General features: G+C 67.4%; 13 protein-coding genes and 1 tRNA gene. 8 read left to right on the top strand and 6 right to left on the bottom strand.

Features of this window, described 5'->3' with window-relative positions; all coding sequences use genetic code 11:
* Positions 1-109: 109 nt before the first annotated feature.
* The 4 genes from C8N44_RS13895 (at position 110) to ahcY (ending at position 4927) form a co-directional block, all read left to right on the top strand.
* Positions 110-1555 carry a TrkH family potassium uptake protein gene (locus tag C8N44_RS13895; protein ID WP_107977376.1) on the top strand — a complete coding sequence of 482 codons (1446 nt, stop codon included), beginning with the start codon at positions 110-112 and terminating at the stop codon, positions 1553-1555.
* A gap of 5 nt (positions 1556-1560) precedes the next feature.
* Positions 1561-2211 (top strand): potassium channel family protein, encoded by a 651-nt coding sequence (locus C8N44_RS13890; protein ID WP_107977375.1) that lies wholly within the window; start codon positions 1561-1563, stop codon positions 2209-2211.
* 111 nt (positions 2212-2322) lie between these two features.
* Positions 2323-3405, top strand: coding sequence for a DUF2793 domain-containing protein (locus C8N44_RS13885; RefSeq protein WP_107977374.1), 1083 nt, complete (start codon positions 2323-2325; stop codon positions 3403-3405).
* A gap of 130 nt (positions 3406-3535) precedes the next feature.
* A complete protein-coding gene (gene ahcY, locus C8N44_RS13880; RefSeq protein WP_107977373.1) occupies positions 3536-4927 on the top strand; it encodes an adenosylhomocysteinase in 1392 nt (463 codons plus the stop codon).
* 692 nt (positions 4928-5619) lie between these two features.
* Here ahcY and C8N44_RS13875 read toward each other — a convergent pair.
* The 3 genes from C8N44_RS13875 to tsaD form a co-directional block, all read right to left on the bottom strand.
* Positions 5620-6039, bottom strand: coding sequence for an EVE domain-containing protein (locus C8N44_RS13875; RefSeq protein ID WP_107977372.1), 420 nt, complete (start codon positions 6037-6039; stop codon positions 5620-5622).
* Positions 6036-6308, bottom strand: coding sequence for a YciI family protein (locus tag C8N44_RS13870; RefSeq protein WP_107977371.1), 273 nt, complete (start codon positions 6306-6308; stop codon positions 6036-6038). The genes C8N44_RS13875 and C8N44_RS13870 overlap by 4 nt, the downstream gene beginning before the upstream one ends.
* A 63-nt stretch (positions 6309-6371) precedes the next feature.
* Positions 6372-7454: a tRNA (adenosine(37)-N6)-threonylcarbamoyltransferase complex transferase subunit TsaD gene (gene tsaD / locus C8N44_RS13865; protein WP_107977370.1), complete on the bottom strand. Its 1083-nt coding sequence runs from the start codon at positions 7452-7454 to the stop codon at positions 6372-6374.
* A gap of 71 nt (positions 7455-7525) precedes the next feature.
* Between tsaD and C8N44_RS13860 the strand changes: the two genes are divergently transcribed.
* The 4 genes from C8N44_RS13860 to C8N44_RS13845 all read left to right on the top strand — a co-directional run bounded on the left by C8N44_RS13860 (position 7526) and on the right by C8N44_RS13845 (position 11692).
* Positions 7526-8263 carry a uroporphyrinogen-III synthase gene (locus C8N44_RS13860; protein WP_107977369.1) on the top strand — a complete coding sequence of 246 codons (738 nt, stop codon included), beginning with the start codon at positions 7526-7528 and terminating at the stop codon, positions 8261-8263.
* A gap of 56 nt (positions 8264-8319) precedes the next feature.
* On the top strand, positions 8320-9984 hold the full coding sequence (locus tag C8N44_RS13855; protein ID WP_107977368.1) for a mitofilin family membrane protein: 1665 nt from the start codon (positions 8320-8322) through the stop codon (positions 9982-9984).
* 13 nt (positions 9985-9997) lie between these two features.
* Positions 9998-11572 carry a heme biosynthesis protein HemY gene (locus tag C8N44_RS13850; RefSeq protein ID WP_107977367.1) on the top strand — a complete coding sequence of 525 codons (1575 nt, stop codon included), beginning with the start codon at positions 9998-10000 and terminating at the stop codon, positions 11570-11572.
* 44 nt (positions 11573-11616) lie between these two features.
* Positions 11617-11692 (top strand) — tRNA-Thr (locus C8N44_RS13845).
* 109 nt (positions 11693-11801) lie between these two features.
* Here C8N44_RS13845 and C8N44_RS13840 read toward each other — a convergent pair.
* The 3 genes from C8N44_RS13840 to C8N44_RS13830 form a co-directional block, all read right to left on the bottom strand.
* Complete coding sequence (locus C8N44_RS13840; RefSeq protein ID WP_244641088.1) at positions 11802-12665, bottom strand: DeoR/GlpR family DNA-binding transcription regulator; 864 nt, start codon at positions 12663-12665, stop codon at positions 11802-11804.
* A 61-nt stretch (positions 12666-12726) separates the two neighbouring features.
* Complete coding sequence (locus tag C8N44_RS13835; protein WP_107977365.1) at positions 12727-14031, bottom strand: TRAP transporter large permease; 1305 nt, start codon at positions 14029-14031, stop codon at positions 12727-12729.
* Between the two features lie 16 nt (positions 14032-14047).
* The gene (locus C8N44_RS13830) at positions 14048-14632 is read right to left on the bottom strand and encodes a TRAP transporter small permease (protein WP_107977364.1); all 585 of its coding nucleotides are present in this window, start codon (positions 14630-14632) and stop codon (positions 14048-14050) included.
* Positions 14633-14648 lie beyond the last annotated feature (16 nt).

Raw genomic sequence — 14648 nt, 5'->3', positions numbered from 1 at the left:
GAAGAAGGGGAACGCCAACCGCGGCGTTCGGTTCACCGAAAAAGCGTTGACGGGAACCATTGGCGGGTGCACCGCATTGAGAATTGGTCTTGATCGAGAGCCAGTCCATTTGAGCAATTCCCGCGGACAAGCCAGCGTCACCTGGCGTGCCCGGCCCGATGCGGTCTGGCGTAGTATCCTGGCCCATGGATTCATTCTCGCCGCCGTGCCGCTTCCTCCCTGCGCCGTCGCGCTGGTCGAAGGGGCATACGAGCTTGCCGTCGCGCTGGGCATTCCGCTTGCCCTCTGCATCCTCGCGGGGATCCTGGGCAGGTTCCAGCGTTATCCCGACGATCTGCGCGCAATCGAGGCGGTCTGCACCCTCGCGGCACTTCTCCTGATTGCCTGCGCCATGCCGCTGGCTGCCTTCATGAGCCTCGGGTTGAGCTTCACCGACGCCGTCTTCGAGGCCGTCTCGGGTGTCACCTCCACCGGCCTGTCGATGGTCGGCGGCAGCCTCGACTGGCCCCTCTCGGCCCACGTCCTGCGCGCCTGGCTGCAATGGACGGGCGGGTTCGCCATCGCCGTTGCGGGCGCCGCGCTGATCCTCGGGCCAAGCAAGGCCGCGCGCGCCATGGGAAATGCCGGGATGACCGAGAGCGACATCATGACCTCGACCCGCCAGCAGGCGCGGTCCATGCTGATCGCTTACGTGGCCATCACCGTGGTGGGCATCGTGCTGCTGATCCCGCTCATGCCTGCCCCTTGGGAGGCGCTGGTGATCGCGCTCGCCGCCGTCTCCACCGGCGGCTTTTCCCCGCGTCCCGACAGCCTCGCCAGCTACTCGGGTCTGGCGCAGGGGGTGACCATCGCGCTCTGCATCTCGACCAGCTTCTCGCTCATGACATACGTCTATCTGCGGCGCCGCGGCCCGCGTGCGGCCGTGGAACGGACCAACGTGCGGGCCATGCTCTCGGTCATGACCGCCGGGGCGGCGGTTTCGACCTTCGCCCTTTGGCAGCGGGGGCTCACGGCCGAGGAGATTGGCGCGGGCGTCGTGAACTTCCTGAGCGGTTTCAGCACGGCAGGCTTCTCGGCCGCGCCGGTCAGCGCCGCGCCGGTGATCCTTGCCCTGCTGATGGCGGCGATGATGATCGGCGGCGGCACGGGATCGACGGCAGGGGGCCTCAAGATCGACCGGCTCCTGCTCGCCTTCCAGATGCTGCGCCTCACGCTGATCCGGATGCGGGCGCCCGACCGGGCGGTGACCCGCCTTCTGGATCACGGCCAGAAAGTGGAGATCGACCGCATCACCTCGGTCGCTGCGGTGGCGCTGTGCTATTCGATCTCGCTCATGGTGGGCTGGATGATCTTCCTGCTCGCGGGGCTCGACCCGCTGGGATCGCTCTTCGACATGGTCTCGGCGCTCAGCACCGTCGGTCTGTCCTCGGGCCTGACCGACGCCGACCTGGCGCCGCACCTCAAATATGTCCTCGTCGTCGCGATGCTGCTGGGCCGGCTGGAATTCCTGGCCCTCATCGCGGCACTGTCACCCATCACCTGGTTCGGGAGGTAGCGACTATGCGCATCGTCATCATCGGGGCCTCGCGCTTCGGCACGGCCACCGCGACGCGGCTGAGCGAGAACGGCCACGAGGTCGTCATGGTCGACCACGACGCCGAACGGCTCGACGCCCTGACCGAGGAACTGGACTGCGGCATGATCCACGGCGACGGCACGCTGCCCTCGGTCCAGCGCGACGCCTTCGGCGACCATGCCGACGCGCTGGTGGCGCTCACCAACCAGGACGACGTGAACATCCTCGCCGCCGCCGTCGGGCGCTCGGTGGGCTTCGAGCGCGTCGTGCCCCAGATCGTCCGCCCCGAGCTTCTGGCCGTCTGCGAGGAGCTGGGGCTGAAGGACCTGATCACACCGCATGCCACCGTGGCGCGCTCGCTCGTGGACGTGATCGAGGATCACAACGACGCCACGCTCGACCTGCGCCTGCACAAGGGGCTTCAGGTGATGGGCTACCAGATCGGCAAGCAGCGCGCCGGCAAGCGCGTCTGCGATCTCGACATGCCGCGTGACAGCAAGGTGATCGCCGTGACCCGTGGCGAGGACGAATCGCTGGTCTTCGAAGATACCGAGTTGCAGGAAGGCGATCTGCTCATGATCGTCGCGGCCCGCGGCGTGAAGTCCGAGCTCGACAGTCTGTTCGACACCGACTGAGGGCCGGTCGCAGCCGCGGTCCCTTTCGGCCGGGCCACCGCACGCCGCCGAGGCAAAGGCTTAACCCTGTTTCGGAATGTTCGGGCCACTCTTCCTTCCGGAGAAAGCCCCATGTCCGAACGCTCGGCGATCCTGTCTCTGCCTTACATCCTGCCCGCCCAGGCCCAGAAGCATGTCACGCACAACGAGGCCCTGCGCCACCTCGATCTGGTGGTGCAGCTCGGCGTGACCGACCGAGACCGCGGCACCCCTCCGGCGGATCCCGCCGAGGGCGCGCGCCATATCGTCGGCGCCGGTGCCGGCGGCGCCTGGGCGGGCCGCGAGGGGCAGATCGCGCTTTATTCGATCGCCGAAGGCTGGCTCTTCACCCCACCGCAGACCGGCTGGCGGGCCTGGGTCGCCGCCGAGGAGGATCTCGTCGTCTTCGACGGCACTGGCTGGAAGGGCCTGCACGAGGTGCTCGGCATCAACACCGTCGCGGACGAGGTGAACCGCCTTGCGGTTGCGTCGGAGGCCAGTCTCTTCTCCCACGACGGCGCCGGGCATCAGGTGAAGGTCAACAAGGCCGCTGCCAGCGACACCGCCAGCCTTCTGTTCCAGACCGGCTGGTCCGGCCGGGCCGAGATGGGGACCACGGGCACCGACGCCTTCGCGCTCAAGGTCAGTGCCGACGGAGTCGTCTGGCGCACCGCGCTGGAGGCCGATCCGGCCACGGGCATCGTCACCGGCGAGGCCGTGCAGCAATCGGCGACGGACACCACGGCGGGGCGCCTGATGCGCGCCGACTACGGCTACGGGCCGGGCAACCTGCTGGGGGCGGTCGGGCAATCGGGCGGCACCCCCACCGGCGCGGTGATCGAAAGCGGCAGCAACACAGCGGGACATTACGTGCGTTTCGCCGACGGGACGCAGATCTGCCGGGGCAGGGTGACGCTTGCGAAGGAGAGCGGCGCGCGGCTGGCCGCAAGCTGGAGCTTTCCCGCAGCGTTTTCCGGCACACCCGCCATCGCCGCGATGCTGGACGCCACCGGTCTTGCGATCACACCATCCGAAGACGCGCTTGGTGGGGCCAGCGCCGCCTCTGCGGGATCGGGCTCGGCCGACCTGCGGCTGCACCGGATCGCTGGGCAGGTGGATTTCGGGGCCGGCGATCTCGCCGCGGTCTGGGTGACGGCCACGGGACGCTGGTATTGAGCGGTGCCACATATTTCGCCATTAACGGTCTGAGCTAAGGCTCTGTTCATCCCCCTCGGGCATCTACGTTGCCGTGAGTTGGTCGTGGTGCTACGTCCGTGCCAACTTTAACAGAAGCCGGAGGGTTTTCATGGCTGAGGATTATGTCGTCAGGGATATTTCGCTTGCAGGGTTTGGCCGCAAGGAGCTGGACATTGCCGAGACGGAAATGCCGGGTCTCATGGCGCTACGGGAAGAATACGGAGCTGCGCAGCCCCTGAAGGGAGCGCGGATCGCGGGCAGCCTGCACATGACGATCCAGACGGCGGTTCTCATCGAAACGCTCGTCGCTCTGGGCGCCGACGTGCGCTGGGCCTCGTGCAACATCTTCTCGACGCAGGACCACGCCGCCGCCGCGATCGCCGAGGGCGGCACGCCCGTCTTCGCCGTCAAGGGCGAGACGCTGGTGGAATACTGGGACTACTGTGACCGCATCTTCCTCTTCGAGGACGGCGCGAACATGATCCTCGACGATGGTGGCGACGCGACCATGTACATCCTGCTCGGCGCGCGCGTCGAAGCGGGCGAGGAAGAGCTGATCGCGACGCCCACCTCCGAGGAGGAAGAGGCGCTCTTCGCCCAGATCAAGAAGCGCATGGCCTCCAGCCCCGGCTGGTTCACCAAGCAGCGCGAGCTCATCAAGGGCGTTTCCGAAGAGACGACCACCGGCGTGCACCGTCTTTACGAGCTCGCCAAGGCCGGCCAGCTGCCCTTCCCCGCGATCAACGTGAACGACAGCGTCACCAAGTCGAAGTTCGACAACAAGTACGGCTGCAAGGAATCGCTGGTCGACGGCATCCGCCGCGCCACCGACACCATGATGGCCGGCAAGGTCGCAGTGGTCTGCGGCTACGGCGACGTGGGCAAGGGTTCGGCAGCATCGCTGCAGGGCGCGGGCGCCCGCGTGAAGGTGACCGAGGCCGACCCGATCTGCGCGCTTCAGGCCGCGATGGACGGCTTCGAGGTGGTTCTGCTGGAGGACGTGATCTCCACGGCCGACATCATCATCACCACGACCGGGAACAAGGACATCGTCCGCATCGAGCACATGCGCGAGATGAAGGACATGGCCATCCTCGGCAACATCGGCCACTTCGACAACGAGATCCAGGTCGCCAACCTGAAGAACCACAAGTGGACCAACATCAAGGACCAGGTCGACATGATCGAGATGCCCTCGGGCAATCGCATCATCCTGCTGTCCGAAGGCCGCCTGCTGAACCTCGGCAACGCGACCGGCCACCCGTCCTTCGTGATGTCGGCGTCCTTCACCAACCAGACGCTCGCGCAGATCGAGCTCTGGACGAAGGGCGACCAGTACAAGAACGACGTCTACGTGCTGCCCAAGCACCTCGATGAAAAGGTCGCGGCCCTGCACCTCGACAAGGTGGGCGCCAAGCTTACCAAGCTGACGGACGAGCAGGCCGCCTATATCGGCGTGGCCCCCAACGGCCCGTTCAAGCCGGAACACTACCGCTACTGAAGCGGTTGCGGACCGGTCCCCGCTGGGCCCGGCCGCTGCAAGAGACGGAAAGGCGGGTCCCCTCGGGGCCCGCCTTTTGCATGTTGGGGGGGCAGGTAGAGGCAAGGGCGCGGAGAGCAATGACCGCTTCGAGCCCATCTCTCCCTTGATGCTCGTGCAACCGAAGCCGGTCCAGCGCCGGACCGTGGTTTGGCGTTGCGCCCTCTGAGGTCGGCGCTTTATGCACGCCACGCACGGATGACCTCTGAAACGATGCCTTGCAATTGCCAAAGCTCCAGACCGCGGGGACGGTCCGGTGCTGGCCCGGCGGGGCTAAAGCACCTTGTTCCGGGCCCGCCGAGGCAGGGCTTGGTGGGCAGCTAGGTCCGCGCAGCCGACCTTAAGGGCAGATCGTATCCGACGACACTGCTGGGGCTTGCGTCATGCCGGGCACGAGAGTTTGAGCTCAAGCTACCCCAACAAGACCCTCAATGCCGCGCAACTGTCTCAATTTGCGAGGACTTGGGCTTTGCTCTCCGGCATCGAGCGGCGTAGAACAATTCGACAGGCCAGAATGGCCGGAACCGACATTATCTCGCGCCGTGGGTTGGGAGCGCGCGGGGGTGTGGCGGAGGGTTCCGGGCATCGTCCGGCCCTCCGTCTGCAATTCCGGCGATCTGCCTCGGATACGAGCGCCGCAAGGGCCCGCGATCTCAGGCCGTCAGTCCCGCCATCTTGCAGACCAGCTTCCATTCCGCGTCACTCACCGGCTGCACCGAAAGCCGCGAATTGCGCAGCAGCGCCATCTCGGACAGCTCCGGCACCTGCTTGATGTCTTCGAGCGTGACGGGCGTCTTCGCAGGCGCCACGGCCTTGATGTCCACGCATTCCCAGCGGTCGTCGTCCGTCGTGCTGTCGGGGTGCGCCTCGGCGATCACCTCGACCATGCCCACGACGGCCTTTTCCTTCTGCGAATGGTAGAAGAACCCGCGATCACCCACCGCCATCTCGCGCATGAAGTTGCGCGCCTGATAGTTGCGGACACCGTCCCATTCCTCGCCCGCGTCGCCCTTGGCCACTTGGTCCTCCCAGGACCAGGTCGAGGGCTCGGACTTGAAGAGCCAGTATCTCATCCGATCACCTTCTTCCACGGCAGCAGCTCGACGCTCTCGAACAGCCCCGCCTTGGCATAAGGGTCGCCGTCGGCCCAGGCCTGCGCCGCTGCCATGTCGGCCACGTCGAGCACCACCAGCGAGCCGATCATCTGCTCGTCCGCGTCGAGCAGCGGCCCCGCCTGGGACACGGCGCCCGTTTCCTCGATGTAGGCCAGGTGGGCCTCGCGGTTGTCCTTGCGGGTCTGCAGGGCCCCGGGTTTGTCCTTGGCGATGAGCGCAACCAGCATGTCTGTCCTCCTGAAAGCTGTTCCGCGGACCCTACCGCGCCGGGCGCCCGCGTCCAGCCCGTCTCAGGCCTTGGCGCCCTTGCGCCCCGATCCGACCAGCGGCGCGGCAGAGGCATCGAGCGGCCAGCGCGGGCGGGCAGCCAGATCCATGCCGTGCCTTTCGCCCGCGGCCAGCAGCTCGGACCCGGCGTAGGCGATCATCGCGGCGTTGTCCGTGCAAAGGCGCAGCGGCGGGGCGACAAAGGCCACTCCGTGCTCTGCGCAGAGGCTTTCCATGGCGCTCCGGATCGCGCCGTTGGCGGCCACGCCGCCCGCGATGGCAAAGGCAGGCACCTCGGGGGCTTCCTCAAGATAAAGCGCCAGGGCGCGCCGGGTCTTTTCGGCAAGCACATGCCGCACCGCGCCCTGGAAAGCGGCGCAAAGGTCCGCGCGGTCCTGCGCGTGCAGCCCGCCCTGCGCCGCGACCAGCTTGTCGCGCTCGCGCAGCATGGCGGTCTTGAGGCCCGAGAAAGACAAGTCGCAGCCGGGCCGGTCCAGCAGGGGACGGGGCAGGGCGAACCGCCGGGCATTGCCGCCCGCGGCCTCGGCCTCGACTGAGGGTCCGCCGGGTTGCGGCAATCCGAGGATGCGCGCGGTCTTGTCGAAGGCCTCGCCCGGGGCATCGTCGATGGTCCCGCCGAGGCGCGAGAAATCCTGTGGGCCGCGCACGATCAGGAACTGGCAGTGCCCGCCCGAGACCAGCAGCATCAGGTAGGGATAGGTGAGATCGTCAGTCAGGCGCGGCGTCAGCGCATGGCCCGCAAGGTGGTTCACCCCCACCAGCGGCACGTCCAGCCCCGCCGCAATCCCCTTGCCCAGCATCACGCCCGACAGAACTCCGCCAATCAGCCCCGGCCCGGCGGTCACCGCCACGGCCTCGACCTGCGGCAGAGTCACGCCGGCGTCTTCCAGCGCGCGTTCCACGGCAAGGTCGAGCTTTTCGGCATGGGCGCGGGCGGCGATCTCGGGGACCACGCCGCCGAAGGCCGCGTGCAGCTCGGCCTGCCCCATCACGACGGAAGACAGCACCTCGCGCCCGCGCAGCAGCGCCGCGGCGGTGTCGTCGCAGCTGCTTTCCAGCCCGAGGATGAGGGGCGGGCGGTCCATGTCGCCTCCGTTGCGGTGCATGGCGACAGCAGCTACCACCGGGCAAGGCCCCTCACAATGGCGGAGATCCGATGCCGGCCATGCGCCCCGTCCTGCTCATGACGCGCCCCGAAGCGGCGTCGCGCGCCTTTGTCGAAGCGTTGCAGGCGGCCGGTGCCGCGGATTTCGATCCTGTCATCAGCCCGCTGATCGAGATCGTGCCCGAGGGCCCGCTTCCGGATCTATCGGACGTCTCGGCCGTGATCCTGACCTCGGCCAGTGCCGTCGGTGCCTTCACGGCGCTCGGCGGCCGCGCCCGCGGGCCGGCCTATTGCGTGGGGCCGTCCACGGCCCGCGCGGCAAAGGCGGCGGGCTTCGATGTCCGCGCGACCTGCCGCGACGCCGAAAATCTTGTGGCCCGTGTGTCCGGCACGCATCACGGTGGACCAATCCTGCACATGAGGGGGGAACATGCACGCGGCGCAGTGGTTGAAAGACTGGCCCATGCCGGGCTGGAGACCGCCGAGGCCGTGATCTATCGCCAGCCGGAACGCCCGCTTTCGCCCCAGGGCTGCGCCGCCCTCGCCGGCGACCGCGTGGTCGTGGCGCCGGTCTTCTCGCCCCGCACCGGGGACATTCTGGCGCGGAATGGGGCAGGGGCGCCGCTTCTTGTCGCGGCATTGAGCGAAGCTGTGGCCAAGTCCCTCGCCCCCCTCCATAGTCGGGCCGTTGCCGTCGCGGCACGACCGGATCAGCCGGCCATGCTGACCTGCACGCTGGATTTACTGGTCCGGGCCGGTCATCTTGAGACGGGGCAGGACGGGCTGTAAGACGAAACCGGGGCTTCGAATGCGAAAGCCGGGAAGATTGGAAAGGGTGGAGATACGTGGCCAGGTCGAGAAAAAGCAAGTCATCCTCCGGCACCGGCGGTCAGAACGGTACCGGCCCCGAGGCGGAAAAGGCCACCGAGACGCCCGTGCCGCGTGAGGAGAACATCTTCGCCGAAGACGATACCCCCGAGAATGACGCCCCGGCCGACGCCATCGGCATCGGTGACGACACGACGAAATCCGGTGCGACCGAGACCCCGGGCGACGACAGCGTTCCCGAGGCCAGCGCCGACGTGATCCCCGGGGAACCCGACAGCACCAGCACCGGCGAAGATACCCTTTCCGGCGAAAACGGCGATGACACCGTGACGGTCGAGAACTCCAATACGCTCGACGCCGGCCGCGACCTGACCCCCGAGGGGCACCCCTCGGACGCCCATATCGGCGAGGACGAGGATACCGCGGCCCCTGCAGCCGGAGGCGATCACACCACGGGCTCCGCGGCTGCCGATCCATTGACCGGTGGGGGTGGGGCTCCGGCCTTTGCCACGGGCAGCGGCGAAGGCGGTGCACCCGGCTCCACACCTCTCCGGCAGGACACCGTTTCGGGGGGCGATGATACTGCCCCCGCGGACGAGTCCCCGGCCTTTGCGACCGGCAGCGGCGAGGGCGGTGCCTCGGGCACGACCCCGCCGCGTCCCACCTACGGTCCGTCCGATCGGGGCGAGCGCGCCCGCGAGGTCGTCGAGCACACCGTGGTCGAACGCAAGGGCGGCTTCCTTCCAATGCTGCTCGGCGGTGTCGCCGCCGCGGCCGTGGGATTCTTCGTTGCCATGTCCATGCCCGGCCTCATGGCGCCGCCGCCGAACCCGCTGATCGGTGACATGCAGGGACGGCTCGACAGCCAGTCCACGCGTTCGGACGAGATCGCGGGCCAGGTCGAGGACATCCGCAACATTGTCGGTGGTATCGACACCTCGGCGCTCGAGAACGCGCTTGCCGATCTCTCGTCGCAGACCGCGGATCTGGACGAACGCCTCACCGCGCTGGAACGCCGCCCGGTCGAGGAATCGGTCTCGCCCGAGGCCATGGCCGCCTACGAGCGCGAGTTCGAAGAGCTGCGCAACTCGGTCAGCCAGCAACAGGAAGAACTGAACGCCGCGCTCGAGGAAGAGCGCAGCCGCATCGCCGCCATGGCCGACGAGGCGCGCGCCTCGGAATCCAACGCCGAGGCGCAGGCGCAGCTGGCCGAAAGCCGCGCCATCCTCGCCGAGCTCACCACCAATCTTCGGGAGGGCGCCCCCTATGCGGAACAGCTCGGCGCGCTGGAAGAAAACGATGTGAGCGTCCCCGAACCCCTCGCCGCGCCTGCTGCCGACGGTGTCGCCGCGCTGGGTGACTTGCAGGACGATTTCCCGCCGCTCGCGCGCGACGCGCTGCGGCAGGTGCGTGCGGAACAGGGCAACACCGGGGTCGGAGACGCCCTGCAGAGTCTCTTCAACGCCCGATCCGTCACCCCGCGTCAGGGCGACGATGCCGACGCCGTGCTGTCGCGGGCCGAGGCCGCGCTCGATGCGGGCAACCTCGACACCGCGCTTACCGAACTCGAAGCCCTCCCCGAATCCGCGGCGGAGGTCATGTCCGGCTGGATCTCGCGCGCCGAAACGCGCCGCGACGCGCTTGCCGCCGCCTCGGCGCTGGCCGACGAACTGAACCAATAACAAGGGTCGATACATGCTTTGGTCCCTCATCAAGATCGTCATCTTCGTCGCGCTGGTCGCGGCGCTGACCCTTGGCGCCGGTTATCTCATGGAAAGCGACGGGGGTCTGATGATCACCGTGGCTGGCATGGAATACACGCTTGGGCCCCTCCAGTCGGTGCTGGCCGCGCTGCTGCTGCTCGTCGCGGGCTACGTGCTCTTCAAGCTCGCCGGGCTGCTCATCGCGACGCTCAAGTTCATCAACGGTGACGAAACGGCGCTCAGCCGCCACTTCGACCGCAACCGCGAACGCAAGGGCTACCAGGCGCTGAGCGAGGGCATGATGGCGCTCGCCAGCGGCGAGGGCCGCCTTGCCATGGCCAAGGCCAGCAAGGCCGAACGCTACCTGCACCGCCCCGAGATCACCGATCTCATCACCGCGCAGGCGGCCGAACAGCTGGGCGACACCCGCAAGGCCGAGGAAACCTACAAGAAGCTCGTCCAGCGCGACGATACCCGCTTCGTGGGCATTCGCGGCCTCATGAAACAGAAGCTCTCGCGCGGGGATACCGAGACAGCGCTGCAGCTCGCGCAGCGGGCGTTCGCGCTCAAGCCCAAGCACGTGGAGGTGCAGGACACGCTGCTGCGGCTTCAGGCGCAGAAGGCCGACTGGGTCGGGGCGCGCAAGACGCTCAACGCCAAGCTCAAGCACGGCGACCTGCCGCGCGACGTGTACAAGCGCCGCGACGCGGTGCTGGCGCTCTCCGAGGCGCGCGAGATCCTTGACGAGAACCGCCCGATCGAGGCCCGCGAGGCCGCCATCAAGGCCAACCGCAACTCGCCCGACCTGATCCCCGCCGCCGCCATGGCCGCGCGCGGCCTGATCGCAGACGGCAAGAAGCGCCCGGCCATGCGCGTGATCAAGAAGGCCTGGGAGGTGCGCCCGCACCCCGACCTGGCCGCGGCCTTCGCCGAGATCGAGCCCGAAGAGACCCCGGAGAAGCGGCTCAAGCGGTTCCGCGCGCTCACGCAGATCAACCCGTCGCACCGCGAGACGCGTCTTCTCAAGGCCGAACTCTGCCTCGCGGCGGAGGATTTCCCCGAGGCACGCCGTGCCCTGGCCGATCTTCCCGAAACCGCGCCCGATGCCCGCGTGCTGGCCATCATGGCGGCGGTCGAAAAGGGCGAGGGCGCGTCGGACGCCGTGGTCCGCGGCTGGCTCGCCAAAGCGCTTACCGCGCCGCGTGGCCCGCAGTGGGTCTGCGACAAGTGCAAGACCATCCACGCAGAATGGACGCCGATCTGTTCCAACTGCGAGGCCTTCGACACGCTGAGCTGGACCACCCCGCCGCAAGCTGAGGTGGTGCTGCCCGCAGGCGCCGACATGCTGCCCCTGATCGTTGGCGCCATCGAGGACGGGTCCAATCCCGCAGTGCCAGAGGCCGAAGAGGTCAAATCCCCCGCTCCCGAGGCCGAGGTCATGGAAGCCGCGTCGAAGCGCGAAGCCGCCGCCGAACGCCGCGATGTCGATGACGCCGAGGAGGTTGCGATCGGTGAAACCCCTGCCTCCGAAGGGGATGAAACGACGCGCAAGGAAGCCGCAAAATAGGGCTTCCCCTCCCGTCGAAGGGCTGCTAAATGCGCGGCCCACGGGCCGGTGTAGCTCAGCTGGTAGAGCACGTCATTCGTAATGATGGGGTCGTAGGTTCGAGTCCTATCACCGGCACCACTAATCTGCTGGAATAGCAGTGAAAAAAGGCCGCCCTCGGGGCGGCCTTCTTCGTTCGTGTTACCCGGGAAACGGCTGCGGGAACCTGCCCTCCGGCGCGGCCCGCGGCTCAGGACGTGGCGCGCTCGCGGCCCTGTGTCGGGGCCCATTCCTCGGGCGTGTCGCCGCTGCTGTCCACGACCTTGAAGCCCGGCTTGTGCGGCGGAAACTTCGCGCGGTCCTCTTCCAGCAGGCCGGTGTCGGTGATGACCCGGTCGATGGACCCGATGGGCACCGTTCGGTGCAGCGCGCAGGACATGAACCGGCTGCTGTCGGCCAGCAGGACCACCTCGCTCGCGGCCTCGGCCATGGCGCGCTTCATGTGACCCAGCTCGAGGTTGGTCTCGGATGCGCCGGTCTCGTCGATGGCCGCCGCCGACATGAAGAAGATGTCGCAGTGGATGTCCCGCAGGAAGCTCAGCCCTGGTTCGCCCAGCAGGCTGAACGATCCGACGCGGCAGGCCCCGCCCGGCACGATCAGCGTGATGTTGTCCCGGTAGGTCAGCTGCTTCGCCACGTAGAGGTCATTGGTGATGACGGTCAGCGGGTATTCCAGTTCCGCGATCCTGTCCGCGAGCCGGTGGCAGATCACCGCGCCGGTATCGATCAGCAGCGACAGGTTCGGCTCGATCAGTTTGAGCGCCTCGCCGACGATTGCGTGCTTTTCCTCGACCGCCGTGCGTTCCGACAGGTCCGTCGAGGGCTCGTAGGTGGCGCGCGACCGGATCGCCACCGCGCCGCCGTGGGTGCGCCGAACAAGCCCCTCGCTCGCCAGCAGATCGAGATCCCGCCGGATGGTCGAGACCGAGATCCCGAACATCCGCGCAAGGTCCTGTCCCGACCCCGCCTGGTTCTGCTTGAACCATTCGATCAGGTGCTGCCGACGCTCGGCCGGCAGCATCTCTTCGTTTGCTGCGTCCTCTGGCTTGCGCAAGGGGGCTCTCCTTGTTCGCATGTGATCCGCTATCCCGTCCGTCCGGTCCTATCGCGTTGCCTCACAGTCGGCTAGGCAACCACAGGACGATTTCGGGAAAGACGGCCAGGATGACCGTACCGAGGCAGAGCAGCAGGAAAAAGGGCAACGTCGCGCGCACCGTCTCGCCCATGGTCCGCTGTGTCAGACCCTGAAGGACAAAGAGGTTCAGCCCCACCGGCGGCGTCAGCGCGCTCATCTCGATCATGATGACGAGGTAGATGCCGAACCACAGAGGGTCGAACCCGGCCTGCACGATCAGCGGCACCGCGATCGGCACGGTCATCACCGTCATCGACGTCCCGTCGAGGAACATGCCCAGCACGATATAGAGCGCGGCAAGGATCAGCAGCACGCCGTAGGGCGACAGTTGCAGCGCCGAGATTCCCTCGGTGATCTGCGTGGGAAGCTGCATGTAGGCGATGGCCGCCGACAGGAAGGACGACGCCGCGATCAGCATCAGGATCATCGCCGACACGCGGATCGTCGCCAGAAGGCTGTCCCGCATCAGCCGGAGCGAGAACTGCCCTGTCACCACGGTGATGAGGATGGCGCCGAAGACGCCCACGGCCGCCGCCTCGGACGGGGTGGCGAGACCCGAGTAGATCGAGCCCAGCACCACGAACATCAGCAGCACGATGGGCAGCAGTTCCAGCAGCCCGCGGCCCATCGCCCTGGCGGTCACCTCGCCGTCGAACCGCGGGGCGCGCGACGGGTCCATCAGCGACACGATCGCGATGTAGCCTACGTAAAGCCCTGCCATCATCAGGCCGGGGATCACGCCGGCCGCGAAGAGCTGCGCGATGGAGACCTCGGCCAGCACGCCGTAGACGATCATCGCGATCGACGGCGGGATCAGAAGCCCGAAGGACCCGGCGCCCGCCAACGACCCCGCCGACAGGCGCAGGTCGTAGCCGCGCTTCTGAAGTTCGGGGATGGTGATCTTGCCGACGGTCGCGGTGGTCGCCGTGGACGACCCCGAAATGGCCGCGAAGACCGTGCAGCCAAAGACGTTGGTGTGCAGCAGCCCGCCCGGGATGCGTGCGACCAGCGGGGCCAGCCCGCGGAACAGCCGCTGCGAGATGTCGGTGCGGAAGATGATGTCGCCCATCCACATGAAGATCGGGATGGCCGCCAGCTCCCACGAGATGGCCGAGGACGAGATCACCCGCGTCGCGATCGCGCCGATCCGCACGAGGTTGAAGTCGAGAACGAAGTACATGGCCGAGGCGCCGACCAGCATGAGGCCGGAAAAGATCCAGACCCCGGCCCCGAGGAAAAGCGCCAGCAGGGCGACGAGAACCCCCGCGGAAAACGTGATGGACATGGAATTTCTCCCGGGGTCAGATGTTCAGCGCGCGTTCGTCGGCATGACCCACGGCCACCAGCCGCAGGCCGCGGACGACGAATTGCACAAGAAGAAGGGCAAGCCCGATCAGGAAGAAGCTCTCGGGAATCCAGAGCGGGATCGGGATGAAGTGCTCGCTCGTCGATCCGCGCGAATAGAGCTTGGTGACCGATCCCCACTGGTGGGTCATCAGGAACCACATGATGCTGCCCGCGGTCACCACGGAAAACGCCTCGGCCAGCCAGCGGGCCCAGCCGTTCAGGCGGTCGGTCAGCGCCGTCACGCGGATCATGGCGCCTTCCTCCAGCGCCCAGGGCGCCGCCAGGAAGGTGATCGCCGCCACGCCGTAGCCGACAAGCACGTCCGCCATGTAGGTCGAGGTCGAGAAGAAGCGCATGCAGATCTCGAGAAGGATCAGCGCCGTCATTCCGACCAGAAGTGTGGCGGAAATCACCGCCGCCGTCTTGTTGAGAAGGGTCGACACCCGAGCAATCGCGCCAAGCCAGACCGGATCGTCGGTCTTTTCAGGATGGCGATACTCCTCGATCTCGGGGAGTTGCTGCTTGTTCAGGTCGCTCATGGCCGCTCCATGCTTC

This window comes from Allosediminivita pacifica, from assembly GCF_003054175.1.
Taxonomy (GTDB): Bacteria; Pseudomonadota; Alphaproteobacteria; order Rhodobacterales; family Rhodobacteraceae; genus Allosediminivita; species Allosediminivita pacifica.
This window is presented reverse-complemented; position numbering and strand designations above follow the sequence as displayed.

What these genes read in the sequence shown, in the direction of transcription:
- tsaD (WP_107977370.1), bottom strand. Translation starts at nt 7,454, where the DNA reads ATGGACCGCCCGCCCCTCATCCTCGGGCTGGAAAGCAGCTGCGACGAC.
- C8N44_RS13830 (WP_107977364.1), bottom strand. Translation starts at nt 14,632, where the DNA reads ATGAGCGACCTGAACAAGCAGCAACTCCCCGAGATCGAGGAGTATCGC.
- C8N44_RS13875 (WP_107977372.1), bottom strand. Translation starts at nt 6,039, where the DNA reads ATGAGATACTGGCTCTTCAAGTCCGAGCCCTCGACCTGGTCCTGGGAG.
- C8N44_RS13885 (WP_107977374.1), top strand. Translation starts at nt 2,323, where the DNA reads ATGTCCGAACGCTCGGCGATCCTGTCTCTGCCTTACATCCTGCCCGCC.
- C8N44_RS13835 (WP_107977365.1), bottom strand. Translation starts at nt 14,031, where the DNA reads ATGTCCATCACGTTTTCCGCGGGGGTTCTCGTCGCCCTGCTGGCGCTT.
- ahcY (WP_107977373.1), top strand. Translation starts at nt 3,536, where the DNA reads ATGGCTGAGGATTATGTCGTCAGGGATATTTCGCTTGCAGGGTTTGGC.
- C8N44_RS13850 (WP_107977367.1), top strand. Translation starts at nt 9,998, where the DNA reads ATGCTTTGGTCCCTCATCAAGATCGTCATCTTCGTCGCGCTGGTCGCG.
- C8N44_RS13860 (WP_107977369.1), top strand. Translation starts at nt 7,526, where the DNA reads ATGCCGGCCATGCGCCCCGTCCTGCTCATGACGCGCCCCGAAGCGGCG.
- C8N44_RS13890 (WP_107977375.1), top strand. Translation starts at nt 1,561, where the DNA reads ATGCGCATCGTCATCATCGGGGCCTCGCGCTTCGGCACGGCCACCGCG.
- C8N44_RS13870 (WP_107977371.1), bottom strand. Translation starts at nt 6,308, where the DNA reads ATGCTGGTTGCGCTCATCGCCAAGGACAAACCCGGGGCCCTGCAGACC.